The organism is Streptomyces sp. NPDC020681 (genome assembly GCF_044334895.1).
Taxonomy (GTDB): Bacteria; Actinomycetota; Actinomycetes; order Streptomycetales; family Streptomycetaceae; genus Streptomyces.
Genome location: NZ_JBIRTX010000017.1, coordinates 131,135 through 147,313 on the forward strand (window position 1 = coordinate 131,135; position 16,179 = coordinate 147,313).

The 16,179-nt window shown below is 70.6% G+C and carries 16 protein-coding genes and 1 riboswitch; of the genes, 8 read left to right on the forward strand and 8 right to left on the reverse strand.

Annotated elements, in window-relative coordinates:
• Nucleotides 1-71: 71 nt before the first annotated feature.
• From ACH4YL_RS31680 to thrC, 3 genes are all read right to left on the reverse strand, one after another.
• Nucleotides 72-275, reverse strand: a complete 204-nt coding sequence (locus tag ACH4YL_RS31680) for a cold-shock protein (RefSeq protein WP_005315736.1) — start codon at nucleotides 273-275, stop codon at nucleotides 72-74.
• Between the two features lie 420 nt (nucleotides 276-695).
• Nucleotides 696-971: a MoaD/ThiS family protein gene (locus ACH4YL_RS31685; RefSeq protein WP_398510917.1), complete on the reverse strand. Its 276-nt coding sequence runs from the start codon at nucleotides 969-971 to the stop codon at nucleotides 696-698.
• Between the two features lie 32 nt (nucleotides 972-1,003).
• Nucleotides 1,004-2,287, reverse strand: coding sequence for a threonine synthase (thrC, locus tag ACH4YL_RS31690; protein ID WP_398510918.1), 1,284 nt, complete (start codon nucleotides 2,285-2,287; stop codon nucleotides 1,004-1,006).
• A gap of 17 nt (nucleotides 2,288-2,304) precedes the next feature.
• Nucleotides 2,305-2,452: riboswitch (SAM riboswitch) on the reverse strand.
• A 143-nt stretch (nucleotides 2,453-2,595) separates the two neighbouring features.
• On the opposite strand from thrC, the gene ACH4YL_RS31695 reads away from it, so the two are divergent.
• From ACH4YL_RS31695 to ACH4YL_RS31705, 3 genes are all read left to right on the forward strand, one after another.
• Nucleotides 2,596-3,561: a glucosyl-3-phosphoglycerate synthase gene (locus tag ACH4YL_RS31695; RefSeq protein ID WP_398510919.1), complete on the forward strand. Its 966-nt coding sequence runs from the start codon at nucleotides 2,596-2,598 to the stop codon at nucleotides 3,559-3,561.
• A gap of 38 nt (nucleotides 3,562-3,599) precedes the next feature.
• Nucleotides 3,600-3,860 (forward strand): hypothetical protein, encoded by a 261-nt coding sequence (locus ACH4YL_RS31700; protein WP_398510920.1) that lies wholly within the window; start codon nucleotides 3,600-3,602, stop codon nucleotides 3,858-3,860.
• 68 nt (nucleotides 3,861-3,928) lie between these two features.
• Nucleotides 3,929-5,428 carry a trehalose-6-phosphate synthase gene (locus ACH4YL_RS31705; RefSeq protein WP_398510921.1) on the forward strand — a complete coding sequence of 500 codons (1,500 nt, stop codon included), beginning with the start codon at nucleotides 3,929-3,931 and terminating at the stop codon, nucleotides 5,426-5,428.
• Here the strand turns inward: ACH4YL_RS31705 and otsB are convergent.
• The 3 genes from otsB to ACH4YL_RS31720 are packed head-to-tail and all read right to left on the reverse strand — an operon-like array spanning nucleotide 5,384 to nucleotide 7,754.
• Nucleotides 5,384-6,232: a trehalose-phosphatase gene (gene otsB, locus ACH4YL_RS31710; RefSeq protein WP_398510922.1), complete on the reverse strand. Its 849-nt coding sequence runs from the start codon at nucleotides 6,230-6,232 to the stop codon at nucleotides 5,384-5,386. The two genes, ACH4YL_RS31705 and otsB, sit on opposite strands and share 45 nt — an antisense overlap.
• Nucleotides 6,233-6,241: 9 nt before the next feature.
• Nucleotides 6,242-6,490, reverse strand: a complete 249-nt coding sequence (locus tag ACH4YL_RS31715; RefSeq protein ID WP_398510923.1) for a DUF3263 domain-containing protein — start codon at nucleotides 6,488-6,490, stop codon at nucleotides 6,242-6,244.
• Between the two features lie 40 nt (nucleotides 6,491-6,530).
• Complete coding sequence (locus ACH4YL_RS31720; protein ID WP_398510946.1) at nucleotides 6,531-7,754, reverse strand: ABC transporter substrate-binding protein; 1,224 nt, start codon at nucleotides 7,752-7,754, stop codon at nucleotides 6,531-6,533.
• Between the two features lie 312 nt (nucleotides 7,755-8,066).
• On the opposite strand from ACH4YL_RS31720, the gene ACH4YL_RS31725 reads away from it, so the two are divergent.
• From ACH4YL_RS31725 to ACH4YL_RS31745, 5 genes are all read left to right on the forward strand, one after another.
• Nucleotides 8,067-8,960, forward strand: a complete 894-nt coding sequence (locus ACH4YL_RS31725) for an SIS domain-containing protein (RefSeq protein ID WP_398510924.1) — start codon at nucleotides 8,067-8,069, stop codon at nucleotides 8,958-8,960.
• A gap of 99 nt (nucleotides 8,961-9,059) precedes the next feature.
• On the forward strand, nucleotides 9,060-9,998 hold the full coding sequence (locus ACH4YL_RS31730) for an ROK family protein (protein ID WP_398510925.1): 939 nt from the start codon (nucleotides 9,060-9,062) through the stop codon (nucleotides 9,996-9,998).
• On the forward strand, nucleotides 9,998-11,182 hold the full coding sequence (nagA, locus tag ACH4YL_RS31735) for an N-acetylglucosamine-6-phosphate deacetylase (RefSeq protein ID WP_398510926.1): 1,185 nt from the start codon (nucleotides 9,998-10,000) through the stop codon (nucleotides 11,180-11,182). Before ACH4YL_RS31730 ends, nagA begins: the two co-directional genes overlap by 1 nt.
• A gap of 104 nt (nucleotides 11,183-11,286) precedes the next feature.
• Nucleotides 11,287-12,213 (forward strand): 1-phosphofructokinase family hexose kinase, encoded by a 927-nt coding sequence (locus ACH4YL_RS31740; RefSeq protein ID WP_398510927.1) that lies wholly within the window; start codon nucleotides 11,287-11,289, stop codon nucleotides 12,211-12,213.
• 61 nt (nucleotides 12,214-12,274) lie between these two features.
• Nucleotides 12,275-13,132 (forward strand): ketose-bisphosphate aldolase, encoded by an 858-nt coding sequence (locus ACH4YL_RS31745; RefSeq protein ID WP_398510928.1) that lies wholly within the window; start codon nucleotides 12,275-12,277, stop codon nucleotides 13,130-13,132.
• Between the two features lie 82 nt (nucleotides 13,133-13,214).
• Here ACH4YL_RS31745 and ACH4YL_RS31750 read toward each other — a convergent pair whose 3' ends face one another.
• Entirely contained in the window at nucleotides 13,215-14,189 is a 975-nt protein-coding gene (locus ACH4YL_RS31750; RefSeq protein ID WP_398510929.1) for a CBM35 domain-containing protein, read from the reverse strand.
• Between the two features lie 88 nt (nucleotides 14,190-14,277).
• Entirely contained in the window at nucleotides 14,278-15,915 is a 1,638-nt protein-coding gene (gene cdgB, locus ACH4YL_RS31755) for a diguanylate cyclase CdgB (RefSeq protein ID WP_398510930.1), read from the reverse strand.
• Between the last annotated feature and the right edge of the window lie 264 nt (nucleotides 15,916-16,179).

Consider the following 16,179-nt stretch of genomic DNA (forward strand, 5'->3'; position numbering starts at 1 on the left):
CCGCGTCCCTGGTGGGATGCGAGCCCCTCGTGCGTGAGTGCGTAGTGCGTATGTGGCCGATCGCGCCGAGATCAGACGGCGAGCTTGACCATGTCCGCCTGCGGACCCTTCTGGCCCTGCGAGATCTCGAATTCGACCCGCTGACCCTCTTCAAGGGTGCGGTACCCGTCCATCTGGATCGCGCTGTAGTGGACGAAAACATCCGCACCACCGTCGACCGCGATGAAGCCGTACCCCTTCTCCGCGTTGAACCACTTGACGGTGCCCTGAGCCATGCCTAACTCCCCTATTACTGGCCCTTGCACAGGACCGCACTTCGCGGACCCGGGTCAGAACTCACCCCGGCAGATGCCAGGGGTGTGCGCCGGAACGCGTCGACCGCGGCTGAATGTATCTGCCCAACTGCCCTCTGCAACAGGTCAATCGGACGAGAATTCTGCGCGCGACCGAAGGGAAGTTTGACCTGAATTCAAGAAATTCCGGGGCAAGTCGGGCCCGGCATACGGCACTTAAGCCGCAATACGATCGAACACATTGGCTGCTTCTTGTCGCGCCCGGGCGCATTCTCATATGCGGCCGGCACGGGCAGCCGAGGGGACTTCCCCAACTGTACCGCGCTCAACCATGCAGAATGGCCCCCTCCGCTTCTCTTGCGGAGAGGGCCAAACTCATAACTGTGCGTCAACTCGCGTGGCTCAGCCGCCCGCGACCGCCGGGATGATCGAAACCCCGGCCCCGTCCGGCGTCGCCGTCTCGAGGCCCTGCTCGAAGCGCACGTCGTCGTCATTCACATAGACGTTCACAAAGCGGCGCAGCTTGCCCTGGTCGTCCAGCACGCGCGCGGCGATGCCGGTGTGGTTCTTCTCCAGGTCGGCGATGACCTCGGAGAGGGTCGCGCCCTGCGCCGCGACCTCGGCCTGGCCGCCGGTGTACGTACGGAGAATGGTGGGGATGCGGACGTTCACGCTCATGGTGTTCTGCCTTCCGTAGGTAGTCGGCGGTGTCAGCGGGCCAGGCCGGCGTCGCGGAATGCGTCGAGGCTCGGGCGGATGGTCGCCGTGGGACCGGTGGTCGGGGCGACCGCGTCGAGGGTCTTGAGGCCGTCTCCGGTGTTGAGGACGACCGTGGTGAGCGACGGGTCGATGACACCCGCCTCGATCAGCTTCCGTGCAACACCCACAGTCACGCCACCCGCGGTCTCCGCGAAGATGCCCTCGGTGCGGGCCAGCAGCTTGATCGCGTCGACGATCTGCACGTCGTCGACGTCCTCGACCGCGCCGCCGGTGCGGCGCGCGATGTCCAGCACGTACGGGCCGTCGGCCGGGTTGCCGATGGCCAGCGACTTGGCGATGGTCTTCGGCTTCTGCGGACGTACGACGTCGTGGCCGGCCTTGAAGGCCGCCGACACCGGCGAGCAGCCCTCCGCCTGGGCACCGAAGATCTTGTACGGCCTGTCCTCGACCAGGCCCAGCTTGATCAGCTCCTGCAGACCCTTGTCGATCTTTGTGAGCTGCGATCCCGAGGCGATCGGGATCACGATCTGGTCGGGGATACGCCAGCCGAGTTGTTCGCAGATCTCGTACGCCAGCGTCTTGGAGCCCTCGCCGTAGTACGGGCGGAGGTTGACGTTGACAAAGCCCCAGCCCTCGCCGAGCGGGTCGCCGATGAGCTCGGAGCAGAAGCGGTTGACGTCGTCGTAGTTGCCCTCGATGCCGACGAGTTCGCCGCCGTACACCGCGGCCATGACGACCTTGCCCTGCTCCAGGTCGTGCGGGATGAAGACGCAGGAGCGGAAGCCGGCCCGCGCGGCGGCCGCGCCGACCGCGCCCGCCAGATTGCCGGTGGAGGAGCAGGAAAGCGTGGTGAAGCCGAAGGCGCGCGCGGCCTCGACGGCGATGGCGACGACGCGGTCCTTGAAGGAGTGCGTCGGGTTGCCGGAGTCGTCCTTGATGTACAGGCCGCCGGTGACACCGAGCTCACGGGCGAGGTTGTCGGCCTTGACGAGCTTGGTGAAGCCGGGGTTGATGTTCGGCTTCTCGGCCACGTCGGCGGGCACGGGGAGCAGCGGCGCGTACCGCCAGATGTTGTCCGGACCCGCTTCGATCCGCTTCCTCAGCGCTTCGGGGTCTCCGGCCGGCAGGTCGTACGCGACTTCCAGCGGCCCGAAACAGGAGGCACAGGCGAAGATCGGGCCCAGCTCGAAACGCTCCCCGCATTCGCGGCACGAGAGCGCCGCGGCGGGTCCCAGGTTGACGGGGGTGGTGCTTGCGACAGTCTGCACAGCCATGATGGCGAGGCCCTTTCTCCTCATCTTCCTCATGGCGCGTCTCGCCACGAGACGGATTTGGCACCTTCCCTAGCCGGGAGCCTCGCGTCCGATGAACGACGGAGACCGGCTGGAGGGTTGCCGGGGCTTCAACGGGCCGTATCCCTCTGCCCCTCTGGATGAGCGGTATTCGATTGTCAGCAGGACGACCCCCGGCATGCGGCGGTCATCTGCGTTGTTCAAGACTGTAACCGAAGGCCAGGACTGTTGAGATAGTCGTCCGAACCGCGAGACGCCTGACCGATTCGGAAATCGAGGGAGACGCGCACGTGCTCGAAGAGGTGGAGCGCTGGCTGAGCAGGCGCTCCTGGTCCGCGGCCGACCGACCGCTGCCCCGGCTCATGGCGGCCAAGCGCTCGGCGAGCGTCAGCGTAGTGCTGCCCGCGCTGAACGAGGAGGCGACGGTCGGCGAGATCGTCACCGTCATCCGGCGTGAGCTGATGGAGGCGGTGCCTCTGGTCGACGAGCTGGTGGTGATCGACTCGGGCTCGAGCGACCGTACGGCCGAGGTGGCGCGCGCGGCGGGCGCGCGGGTGGTGCACCGGGACTCGATCCTGCCGCGGATACCGGCCGTCCCGGGCAAGGGCGAGGTGCTGTGGCGCTCGCTGATGGCGACCAGCGGCGACATCGTCTGCTTCGTGGACGCGGATCTGCGGGACTTCTCGGCCGACTTCGTCTCCGGGATCGTGGGCCCGCTGCTGACCGATCCCGAGGTGCAGTTCGTCAAGGCGATGTACGACCGGCCGCTGGGCGACACCGATCCTGATTCGCTCGCCTCCGGCAAGGCGGGGCAGGGCGGACGGGTGACCGAGCTGGTGGCGCGGCCGCTGCTGAATCTGCACTGGCCGCAGCTGGCCGGCTTCGTCCAGCCGCTGGGCGGCGAGTACGCGGCCCGGCGTTCGCTGCTGGAGCGGCTGCCCTTCCCGGTCGGATACGGGGTGGAGCTGGGGCTGCTCGTGGACGCGCTGCACACGGTGGGTCTGGACGCGTTGGCGCAGGTGGACGTGGGTTCGCGCAAGCACCGGCACCAGGACGGGCAGGCGCTGGGCCGGATGGCGGCGGCGATCTACCGCACGGCTCAACTGCGCCTGTCGCGCGGTCACTTGGTGCGTCCCGCGCTGACGCAGTTCGAGCGCGGCGAGGACGGGTTCGTACCGCGGACGCATGCGGTGGACACCGAGGAGCGGCCTCCGATGCGCGAGATCGGTGAGTACGCGGCGCGCCGCGCGGCCTAACCAGATCTCATCGAGCATCGTGTCTAAATTTCTTATTTATGGACATTAGATGTAGTACACGAACAAAGCGCCGCACCCGCAGGCTGCCGTGGATCCTCGGAGCGCTCGCGGTGATTCTCGTCACCTCGGTCGGCACGGCCGCGGCCGAGACCGCAGATCGCCACCGCGAACAGCCGGCACACGCCGAGCCCCAGGCCGAGCGACTGTGGCTGCTGGGCGGTCTGGCGCTGAGTCTGACCGCGGCCGGAGTGGTCGCGGTGGCCGCCACCCGCAGTCGCCGGAATCACTCCAACCACTGACCGGCCGACACCGGCCACTGAGCCGTACGCACGTTTGAGGGATATGGGGACGGGCTAGGTTTCGCGACATGGTCACTGAGCGCACCTCCGGGCACTCCGCTGCCGCCCAGGTCCTCGTCGCGTCCAACCGCGGCCCGGTCTCGTACACCCTCAAGCAGGACGGCACCCTCGACGCCCGCCGCGGCGGCGGCGGGCTGGTCTCCGGGCTCTCGGCCATCGGCTCCGACGCGGACGCTCTGTGGGTGTGCGCCGCGCTCGGCGAAGGTGACCGGGAGGCGGTCCGGCGCGGCGTCGCAGAGCCGGGTGTGCTGATGCTCGACATCGACGAGTCGGTCTACTCCGACGCGTACAACGGCATCGCGAACTCGGTGCTGTGGTTCGTACACCACATGCTGTACGACATCCCGCGCGAGCCGGTCTTCGACGCGGAGTTCCGGCGCCGCTGGGAGTCGTACGTCGCCTACAACCGCGCCTTCGCCGAGGCGCTGGCCGACCGGGCCGCGCCCGGCGCCGCGGTGCTGGTGCAGGACTACCACCTGGCGCTGGTGCCGGGGCAGCTGCGGGAACTGCGTGAGGACCTGCGGATCGGGCACTTCACTCACACGCCGTGGGCGACCCCGGAGTACTTCCGGATGCTCCCCGACGACATCCGCGAACAGCTGGTCTGGGGCATGCTCGGCGCGGACCGGGTCGGCTTCCACACCTGGTCCTGGGCCTTCGGCTTCATGCAGTGCGCGTCCATCGACAACGAGACCGGCATCGCACAGCCGATCTCCCCGACGGGCCGGCCGGACCGCTGGATCGAGCACTCGCGCCAGGGACGCCCGCCTCTGCGGCGCACCGAGGCGGCCGTGCACCCGCTGGGCGTGGACGGCGACGACCTGCGGGCGCTCGCCCACCGCCCCGAGGTCGAGGAGCGGCTGACGCTGCTGCGCGCCGAGGCCGGCGACTGCCGGACCGTCGTACGGGTCGACCGCACCGAGCTGTCCAAGAACATCGTGCGCGGGCTGCTCGCCTACCGGGAACTGCTGCAGGAGCACCCCGAGTGGCTGGGCCGGGTGGTGCATCTGGCGTTCTCCTACCCCTCGCGCCAGGACCTCGCCGTCTACCGGCAGTACACGGCGGACGTCTCGGCGCTCGCGGACGAGATCAACGCCGAGTTCGGCACCGACGACTGGCGTCCGGTGCATCTGTACGTGAAGGACGACTTCGCCCGCTCGCTCGCCGCGTACCGGCTGGCCGACGTGGCCCTCGTGAACCCGGTCCGGGACGGGCTGAACCTGGTCGCCAAGGAGATCCCGGTGGTCTCCGACAACGGCTGCGCGCTGGTGCTGTCGCGGGAGGCGGGTGCGTACGCCGAACTGCGCGAGGACGCCATCACCGTCAATCCGTACGACGTGTCCGAGACGGCCCGCGCCCTGCACCAGGCGCTGACCATGCCCGACGACGAACGGGCCCGCCGCACCAAACGGCTGGCCGCGGCCGCGACCGCGCTGCCGCCGCAGCAGTGGTTCCTCGACCAGCTAGAGGCGCTGCGCCAGCAGCCCGAGGAAGGCGACGACCGCTGACGGTCCCGGCAGCAGCAGGTCGGCCCGTTCCGCCAGCTCCGGCACCTCGTTGCTGCCGCTGCACACCAGCAGACCCGGGATGCCTTCGGAGCGCAGCTTCTCGACCGCGGCGAAGGCGGGCAGGTCGCCGAGGTCGTCCCCGGCGTACAGCACGGCTTCCGCCTCGGTCTCGCGTACGTAGTCGGCGAGTGCCCTGCCCTTGTCCATGCCGGGCGGGCGCAGTTCGAGGACCATGCGGCCCGGCTCCACGATCAGGCCGTGGCGGGCGGCGAGTTCACCGAGCGGACCGCGCAGCGCCTCGAACGCGGCCTGCGGATCGGACGCCCGGCGGGTGTGGACGGCGACCGCGCGGCCCTTCTCCTCGATCCAGACGCCGTTCCACGCGCCGATCCCGTCCAGGAACCCGGGCAGTTCGGCGCGGGCGGCGGCGACACCCGGGTGCGGAGCGGGCGCGCTGACCGTGCCGGAGACCGCGTCCCAGCGCTCGGCGCCGTAGTGACCGAGCACCACCAGGTGCTCCAGGCCCGGCACTCCGGCGAAGCCGCCGTAGCGCACGGCAACTCCGGCCGGGCGGCCGGTGACCACGGCGACGGAGGCGACCCTCGGCGCGAGCTCGGCGAGCGCGGGCACGGCGTCCGGGTGGGCGCGAGCCTGCTCGGGGTCGGGCACGATCTCGGCGAGCGTGCCGTCGAAGTCGAGCGCTACGACGGCCTTGGCCGGCCGGGCCAGCAGCGCGGCCAGACCGTCCCGGCCCACAGGCGTCGACGGCGACGGCAGGGGATGCACATACGGGGAGCTGCCCATGACCCGACCCTATCGGCGACTTCGTTGCGCGTCCCTGACACGGCGAAGCCGGTTGACTGTCACCGGGTCGTGGGCCAGGGCGCGTTCGTCGTCGAGGAGTGCGTTCAGGAGCTGGTAGTAGCGCACCGGGGAGATGCCGAGCTGCTCCCGGATGGCCCGCTCCTTCGCGCCGGGTCCCGGCCAGGAGCGGTGCTCCAAGGCCAGAACGGCACGGTCGCGCTCGGAGAGCGCGTCGCCAGGGGCCGCGTCGTCGGTCATACGATCCAACATAACGGCGCGGCCGCGCGCCGCGGGACGACTACTCGGCGGCCTCCGCCTTGGTGGCCGCGTCCGCGATCCCGGTCAGGACCTGCTTCGGGTCGCCGCCGGGCTCCACGGCCCCGCCGATGTTCTGCTTGATGTTCTCGCTCACCGCGGCCCACGACGTCTTGCCGACCGGCGGCAGCTGCGAACTCGGGAGCTCCGCCAGGAACTCGTGCAGGTTCTTGTGCTGCGGGTCCTGCTCCATCGCCTCGGACGCGGAGATCGTGGCGGGCAGCAGGTCGTTCTGGCCGGCGAAGGCGAGGACGTTCTCGTCGGCGAAGACGAAGTCCAGGAACTTGCCGATCTCGGCGCGGTGGCCGTTCTGCTTGAAGCCCATGATCCAGTCGGCGACGCCCATGGTCGCCTTCGACTTGCCGGTGCGGCCCGGCAGGGCCACCTTGCCGACGTCGATCTTGGCCTTCTGGGCCGCCTGCAGCAGCGACGGGTGGCCGTTGAGCATGCCGACCTCGCCGCGCGTGAAGGCGGCGAAGGCGTCCTTGCGGTTCAGCTTGGACGGGGCGACCGGGCCGGTGAGCTCCTTGGCGACCAGGTTGGTCTTCAGCCACTCGAAGGTGGATATGTTCACCTTCGAGTCGATCGAGTAGCTGCCGCCCGAGTCGGTGTATCCGTCGCCGCCGCTCAGCAGCCACATCATGGTCTCGGCCTGCGCCTCTTCCGGGCCGAGCGGCAGCGCGAACGGGTACTTGACGTCCGTGTTCGCCTTCAGCTTCTCCGCGCCGTCCTGGAGGTCGTCCCAGGTCTTCGGGTCCGCCTTGATGCCGGCCTCTTTGAAGAGCGACTTGTTGTAGAAGAGCAGCCGGGTGGAGGCGACGAACGGCAGCCCGTACTGCACGCGCTTCTGCTCGCCGGCGTCGATGAGCGGGGTGAGGAAGTTGGACTGTACGGGGATGGAGAGCAGCTGGTCGGCGGAGTAGAGCTTGTCGGCCGCGGCGTAGTCGGCGTACGCGCCGATCTGCGCGATGTCGGGGGCGTTGCCGGCCTTCACCATCTCGGCGACCTTGCGGTCGACGTCGTTCCAGGACTCGATCTGTACGTCGATCTTGATGCCGGGGTTCTTGGACTCGAACTTGGTCGCCAGGTCTGCCCAGTAGTTCTTGCTGCTCTCGCCACCCGCGACGTCGTAGTCGGCCGCGACGAGCTTGAGCGTGACGTCGGAGGAGCCGCCCGTCACCCCGCAGCCAGAGAGTCCTGCCGTCATACCCAGCGCGGCAAGTGCCGCGGTCAGACCCAAGATGCGCCGGTGCACAGTCCTGCCCCACCCTCTGTTTGTTTGCCCCGGTCCGGCCCCCCGGTCCGACCCCCAAGATGAGCTGGCATTTTGCCCCATCCGGGGGGATGCGGTCCACTCGTACCCGGTATCACTTCCACAACGCCTGCCCCGCGGTGTCCGTTCGTCGGCCCCGCCGTGGACGGGCGTTGCCCGGGTGCGTCGCGGCCTGCTAAGCACGTCACGGCACCCATGGGTCGGTGCCGGTCCCAGTCAGGCGTACGTCGCGAGGAGCCTTGCCGCATGTCCCGTACCGCAGCAGAGATAGCCACTCAGCCCGCCTGCTGGCGCCGGGCGGCCGAAGCCGCCGCCGCCTTCGAGGGCCTTCCGCAGCCGGGTGAGCGGGTCGCCGTCACCGGGTGCGGTACGTCCTGGTTCATGGCGATCGCGTACGCGGCGCTGCGGGAGGCGGCGGGACTGGGCGAGACGGACGCGTTCGCCTCGTCCGAGTTCCCGGCCGGCCGGTCCTACGACCGGGTCGTCGCGATCACCCGCTCCGGCACCACGACCGAGGTACTCGACCTGCTGACCGAACTCCGCGGCAAGGTCCCGACGCTGGCGCTGACGGCCGACCCGAAGACTCCGGTGATGGAGGCCGCGGACGCGGTGGCGGTGCTGGACTGGGCCGACGAGGAGTCGGTCGTCCAGACGCGCTTCGCGACGACGGCGCTGGCGTTCCTGCGGGCCGGTCTGGGTGACATTCCCGGCGTGAAGTCCGTCGCCGATGCGGCGGTCGACGCGGAGCTCGCCGTCACGGAGCCGCTGCCGGAGGCGGTGGTGGGTGCGGAGCAGTGGACCTTCCTCGGCCGCGGCTGGACATACGGTCTGGCGCTGGAGGCGGGCCTGAAGATGCGCGAGGCCGCGGGCGCGTGGACGGAGGCGTACCCCGCGATGGAGTACCGCCACGGCCCGATCTCCATCACCGGCCCGGGCCGCGTGACCTGGGTCTTCGGCGCGCTGCCGGAGGGTCTGTCGCTGGATGTCTCCCGCGTCGGCGGCACGCTGGTCGCGAACCAGTCCGCGGACCCGCTCGCGGACCTGATCCGCGCGCAGCGCCTGGCGGTGACGCTGGCGGAGGCGGCGGGCCTGGACCCGGACCGCCCGCGCAACCTCTCGCGCAGCGTGATCCTGCCCTGACGGTGCTGCTCACTGCGGCCCGCCGCAGTTTGTACGGGCGCGCAACAATCTGAGCTAGTGGACTAGACCTTTCTGGCAGTCTCGCGCGAGACTGTTCTCGTGAGACACGTCATCGCCCTCGATGTGGGCGGCACAGGCATGAAGGCCGCCCTCGTCGGGGTGGACGGCACGCTGCTGTACGAAGCGCGGCGGGCCACCGGGCGGGAGCGTGGGGCCGAGGCCGTCGTCGAGACGATCCTCGACTTCGCCGGGGACCTGCGCGCGTACGGCGAGGAGCACCTCGGCGAGAGTGCCGTCGCCGCCGGTGTCGCCGTGCCCGGCATCGTCGACGCCGAGCACGGCATCGCCGTCTACGCCGCCAACCTCGGCTGGCGCGACGTACCGATGCGGAACCTGCTCAGCGAGCGGCTGCACGGCGTACCCGTCGCACTCGGGCACGACGTCCGCACCGGCGGCCTCGCCGAAGGCCGGATCGGCGCCGGAAAGGGCGCCGACCGGTTCCTGTTCGTACCGCTGGGCACCGGCATCGCCGGAGCCATCGGCATCGGTGGCGCCATCGAGGCCGGCGCGCACGGATACGCCGGCGAGATCGGCCATGTCGTCGTCCGCCCCGGCGGACCCGAATGCGGCTGCGGGCAGCGCGGCTGTCTCGAGACGCTCGCCTCCGCCGCCGCGGTGACCCGCGCCTGGGCCGAGGCGAGCGGCGACCCGGACGCCGACGCCGCCGACTGCGCCAAAGCCGTCCGGTCCGGTGACGAACGCGCCGTCGAGGTCTGGCTCGATGCCGTCGACGCGCTCGCCGCCGGACTCGTCACCGCGCTCACCCTGCTGGACCCCCGCACCCTGATCATCGGTGGCGGTCTCGCCGAGGCGGGGGAAACCTTGTTCACACCGCTACGGGCGGCGGTCGAGGAACGCGTCACGTTCCAGAAACTGCCCGCCATCGTCCCGGCAGCCCTTGGGGACACCGCCGGATGCCTGGGCGCGGGGCTGCTCGCCTGGGATCTACTCGCCACCGACTCGGAGGTAACCGCCTAATGGCCGCAAGCGCCACACGCGCCCCACGCGCCGCAAGCGCCGCCAGCACCGTTCTGACCGGCGCCCGGGTGGTCCTGCCGACCGGGACCGTCGAGAACGGACGGGTCGTCGTCGAGGGCACGCGCATCGCCGGAGTCGCACCGGACGACGGCGTGCCCGCCGTCGACCTGACCGGCCACTGGGTCGTGCCCGGCTTCGTCGACATCCACAACCACGGCGGCGGCGGCGCTTCCTTCACCTCCGGCACCGCCGAGGAGGTGCTGAAGGGCGTACGGACCCATCACGAGCACGGCACCACGACCCTCGTCGCCTCCACCGTCACCGGCGAGATCGACTTCCTCGCGCACCGGGCCGGCTTCCTGTCCGAACTGGTCGAGCAGGGCGACCTCGCGGGCATCCACTTCGAGGGGCCGTTCATCTCGCCGTGCCGCAAGGGCGCGCACAGCGAGAAGCTGCTGCGCCACCCCGACCCGGCGGAGGTCCGGAAGCTGATCGACGCGGCGCGCGGCACCGCGAAGATGATGACGCTCGCCACCGAACTGCCCGGCGGAATCGATTCCGTACGGCTGCTCGCCGAGCACGGAGTGATCGCCGCGATCGGTCACACCGACGCGACGTACGAGCAGACCGTCGAGGCCATCGACGCGGGCGCGACCGTGGCGACGCACCTGTTCAACGCGATGCCCGCGCTCGGCCACCGCGCGCCCGGCCCGATCGCCGCGCTCCTGGAGGACGAGCGGATCACGGTCGAGCTGATCAACGACGGCACGCATCTGCACCCCGCCGCGCTGGAGCTCGCCTTCCACCGCGCGGGCGCGCGCCGCGTCGCGTTCATCACGGACGCGATGGACGCGGCGGGCTTCGGCGACGGCCGGTACCAGCTCGGCCCGCTGGCGGTCGATGTCACCGACGGCGTGGCCCGGCTGGTCGACGGCGGCTCGATCGCGGGCTCGACGCTCACCCTGGACACCGCGTTCCGGCGGGCGGCGACCGTCGACCGGCTGCCGGTGGAGGACGTCGTCCAGGCGATCTCGGCGAACCCGGCGAAGCTGCTCGGCGTGTACGACACCGTCGGCTCGCTGGAGCCGGGCAAGGACGCGGACCTGGTGGTGCTGGACGAGGAGTTCATGCTCAAGGGCGTGATGCGCAAGGGCGAATGGGTCATTCAGCCGCACATGGCGTGAAGTGGGCGGCCGGTCAGGGGGTCTGGGCCGGCCGCTTCCCCTTTGGCATGATCGAGCCTGATCAAGCCTGATCGAGGCCTTGTGCGGACAGGAGGTGTTGCGCGGTGATCCTGACGGTCACGCTCAACACCGCCCTGGACATCACCTACCGGGTCCCGGCGCTGATCCCGCACTCCAGCCACCGGGTCGGCGAGGTCCGCGAACGCCCCGGCGGCAAGGGACTCAACGTCGCCCGCGTGCTCGCCGCGCTCGGTCACGAGAGCGTGGTCACCGGCTTCGTGGGCGGGCCCGTCGGATCCGTACTGCGCGAACTGCTGGCCCCGCTCGCGCCGCACGACGCGCTCGTCCCGATCGCCGGGACCACCCGCCGCACGATCGCCGTCGTGGACGGGACGAGCGGCGACACGACCCAGCTGAACGAGCCGGGCCCGACGGTCACCGCCGATGAGTGGGCCGCCTTCCTCTCCTCGTACGACGCGCTGCTGCGCGACGCCGAAGCGGTCGCGCTCTGCGGCAGCCTGCCGCCCGGCGTCCATGTCGGCGCGTACGCGGAACTGGTGCGGCAGGCCCGTGCCGCCGGCGTCCCCGTGCTCCTGGACACCAGCGGTGAACCGCTGCGCCGCGGCATCGCCGCCCGCCCCGACCTCGTCAAACCGAACGCCGACGAGCTCGCCCAGCTCACCGGCTCGCGCGAACCGCTGCGCGCCGCCCGCGACGCACGCCGCCGCGGGGCGCACACGGTGGTCGCGTCGCTCGGCGCGGACGGCGTGCTCGCCGCGACCCCGGACGGCATCTGGCAGGCCTCCCCGCCCGCGCCGGTGAAGGGCAACCCGACGGGCGCGGGCGACTCCTCGGTGGCCGGTCTGCTCTCCGGCCTCGTGGACGCACTCCCGTGGCCCGACCGGCTGGCCCGCGCGGTCGCCCTGTCGGCGGCGACGGTACTGGCCCCGGCGGCAGGGGAGTTCGACCCGGGGGCGTACGAGGAACTGCTGCCGCGCATAGCGGTGACCGAGCGGGCGGCCGCGGCATGAGACGCCCACAGCCATCCAAGCCGCACAAACGGGCCCAGCCGCCCGGGAATTGGGATGCACCATGCCACTCGTCAGCACCGCTGAACTCGTCGAGGCCGCGGCGGCCGACGGTCGCGGCATCGCCGCGTTCAACGTCATCACGCTGGAGCACGCCGAGGCCATCGCCGCGGGAGCCGAGCAGGCGGGCGCGCCAGCGATCCTGCAGATATCCGAGAACGCGGTGAAGTTCCACGGCGGACAACTCGCCGCCCTCGCCACGGCCGCATCCACCGTCGCCCGCACATCGAGCGTCCCGCTCGCGCTCCACCTCGACCATGTGGTCTCCGTCGACCTGCTGCGGTCCGCGGCCGACGAGGACTTCAGCTCGGTGATGTTCGACGCGTCGAAGCTGCCGTACGAGGACAACGTCAAGGCCACGGCGGACGCGGTGCGTTGGGGCCATGAGCGCGGCATCTGGATCGAGGCGGAACTGGGCAAGGTCGGCGGCAAGGAGGGTGAACCGCCACTCGACGCCCACACCCCCGGAGTCCGCACCTCGCCCTCGGAAGCAGCGGCCTATGTCGCGGCCACCGGCATCGACGCACTGGCGGTCGCGGTCGGCTCCTCCCACGCGATGACGGAGCGCACGGCGTCCCTGGACCACACCCTGATCGCCCGACTCCGCGCCGCGGTCCCGGTCCCGCTGGTCCTGCACGGCTCATCGGGAGTTCCGGACGAGGAAATCCGCGCGGCGGTGGCGTCGGGCATGGTCAAAATCAACGTGGGCACGGCGCTGAACACGGCGTTCACGGGAGCGGTCCGCGATTTCCTGACGGCGAACCCGTCGACGGTGGACCCGAGGAAGTACCTGGGCCCGGCGCGGGAGGCGATGGCGGAGACGGTGGCGGGGTTCCTCAGCCTCCTGGGGCCGGAGGCCTGACAGACGACAGGCGCGTCACCGCGGATGCACTCCGCCGTGACGCGCCTGCGTCAAGGAAAAACGAGGGGAACGGCCGGGCTGCTCAGAGCTCCCCGTCGCTGACCTGGAGCCAGTCGAGGATGGCGTTGCACTGGTTGCCCTGCTCGCACGAGATCTTGATCTCGTTCTCGCCCTTCTTGAGGTTCACCGGCGCCCATGTGGTCTGCCAGTTCTTCTCCCACGCCGGGTCCGAGGACTTGATGAAGTTCTTCAGGCCGAGCGGGCTGCTGTTCGGCTTGCCGTTGACCGTCAGCGTGGCGTTGGCGTCCTGCGCCGGGATGGCGTAGCGCACATACAGCCGGTACGTCTTGGTCTCCTCGACGCTCGCCTTCCAGGTGACCGAGGCGCCCACCGCGTTGAAGCCGGTGACATACGCCCCGCCCGCACCCTGCGCGTCCTTGATGTCCTTGGCGAGTACCGCCGGCGGGCCCAGCTGGAGCGTGGCCGCGTCCTGCTTGGGCAGCGGTGCCGGCGGATCCTCAACGTCCGACGGGTCGTCGCTCGGCTGCACCGACTGGCCCGCCGAGGTGTCACCGCCCTGGCCGCCCGTCTGGCCGCCCGCCTTGTCCTTGTCGTCGCCGCTGGTCATCAGCGCCGCCGCGATGCCGATGACGACCACCGCGACCACCGCGATCGCGGCGATCAGCAGTGCCTTGGTGTTGGGGCCGCCGCTGCGGCCGCCGCCGTGGCCGCCGTGGGCGGAGGGCTGGCGGGTGGGAGCCGCGCCGGGATAGGTCTCCGGGGCCGCGTACTGCGCCGTCGGCTGGCCCTGCGGCTGAGCGGCGTACTGCTGCTGGTGCGGGAGCTGCTGGCCGCCGTACTGGCGCTCGCCGACCGTCCGGACCTGGTTGTACGAGGTTCTGGGGACGCCGGGCTGCGCGGCCGGTCCCGGACCCGGGTAGCCGTAGCCGCGGCTCTGCCCAGGCGGTGTCGCGCCCGCTGCCCGTCCGTCCTCGTACAGGTAGCCGAACGGATCGTCGTCCTCGGGCGTGCTCGCGCCGTTGTTCGCGGCCGTCATCCCTAGTCACTCCTCACCATCTCGTCAGCACAACGCCGACGCGGGCGAGCCTACCCGGTTCGGAGTAACCAAAGGGGTGTCGTTGGCCTCAGCCGGCCCGCCGGTGCACCTTTGCCCGCGACCGCTTCTCGATGTACATCCGCTGGTCGGCGGATTGCAGCACTTCGTCGACGGACATGCCGCAGCTTGCCCAGCCGATGCCGAAGCTGGCGCCGACGCGGACTCCGCGGCCGCCCACCCGGATCGGCAGGATGATCGCGTTCCGCAGGCGTACGGCCAGGTCGGCCGCGTCCGCCGCGCCGAGCCCGTCGGCGAGTACGACGAACTCGTCACCACCGAGCCGGGCCACGGTGTCGTTGTCCCGTACGCCGGTGGTGAGCCGGCGCGCGACCTCTACCAGCACCGCGTCGCCGGTCTGGTGCCCGAACCGGTCGTTGATCGACTTGAAGCCGTCCAGGTCGCAGAAGAGGACCGCGAGCCCCTTCGTGCCGTCGTCGACCTCGCCGCCGGGCGCGACCGTGTGGACATGGTGGTCGAACGCGGTGCCCGCGGGCCCGAAGTCGAAGCCGTCGCCGTTGAAGATCGCGTCGGTGTCGGAGTCGAAGGCCGCGTCCAGCGATTCGAAGGCCGGGTCCGGCAGCTGCGGCCGCTCGCACAGCCGCGAGCTGAGCCGGGCCCGCAGCTCCGCACTGTTCGGCAGGCCGGTCAGGGCGTCGTGCGAGGCCCGGTGCGCGAGCTGGAGCTCGTGCCGCTTGCGGTCCTCGATGTCCTCGACGTGCGTGAGCAGAAACCTGGGCCCGTCGGCGGTGTCGGCGACCACGGAGTTGCGCAGCGAGACCCAGACGTACGTCCCGTCCCGCCGGCCGAGGCGCAGCTCGGCCCGCCCGCCCTCGGCGGACGTACGCAGCAGCGTGCCGACGTCCTCCGGGTGGACCAGATCGGCGAAGGAGTAGCGGCGCATCGCGGAGGCCGGGCGGCCGAGGAGGCGGCAGAGCGCGTCATTGGTGCGCAGCAGTCGGCCGTGCTGGTCGCCGCCCATCTCGGCGATCGCCATGCCGCTGGGCGCGTACTCGAAGGCCTGCCGAAACGACTCCTCGCTGGCGCGCAGCGCCTGCTGCTCACGCTCCAGACGGACGAGGGCGCGCTGCATGTTTGCTCGTAGCCGGGCGTTGCTGATCGCAATCGCCGCCTGCGATGCGTACATCTGGAGCGCCTCCTGGCCCCAGGGGCCGGGACGCCGTCCGTTGCGCGGCCGGTCGACGGAGATGACTCCGAGGAGTTCACGGCCGCCACCCGACGCGTACATCGGCGCGTACAGCCGGTCCTGCGGGTGCCACTCGTCCTCGAACCGGGGATCGGGGCCCTCGGTGTGCCACTGCGGCACGTCGTCCTCTATGAGGACCCAGCCCTCGGTGTGCGGGATGAAGCGCAGCTCGCCCCAGGCCTCGCCCATGGACAGCCGCCGCTCCCAGGACGGACGCGAGCCGACCCGTCCGGTGATCAGCGCTTCCGCGGCGGCACTGCCGGCGAACGCGGCGACGACCAGGTCACCGTCGGGGCGTACGAGATTGACGCAGGCCAGCTCGTAGCCGAGACCCGCGACGATTCCGTCGGCGACGGTCTGCAGCGTGTCGGCCAGGCTGCGGGCCGTGTTGAGGTCCGCGACCACCTTGTGCAGCTGCCGCAGGGTCGCAAGACGGACGTAGGGCTCCGACTCGGTCTCCATGCTCGCTCTCCCCGAGACCTCGACAGCAAACTCCAGGGTGCTCATCGGCCTTCTTGTTGCGGTATCACGGCCACTGAATCACAGCGAGCTGTCCACTCGGTACACAGGGTCAACAATTACTGCGGTCTGTGACTCAAGTCACATAAGGTGTCCGGAGGTTGCCGGTGCGAGAGGGGGGCGCGGCAGGGGTGGTACACGGTCTTTCGTGAAAGCAAATCGGCAAGCTCCGATCGACTCCGGTCCTAGGACCTGGCTGGTCCCCTG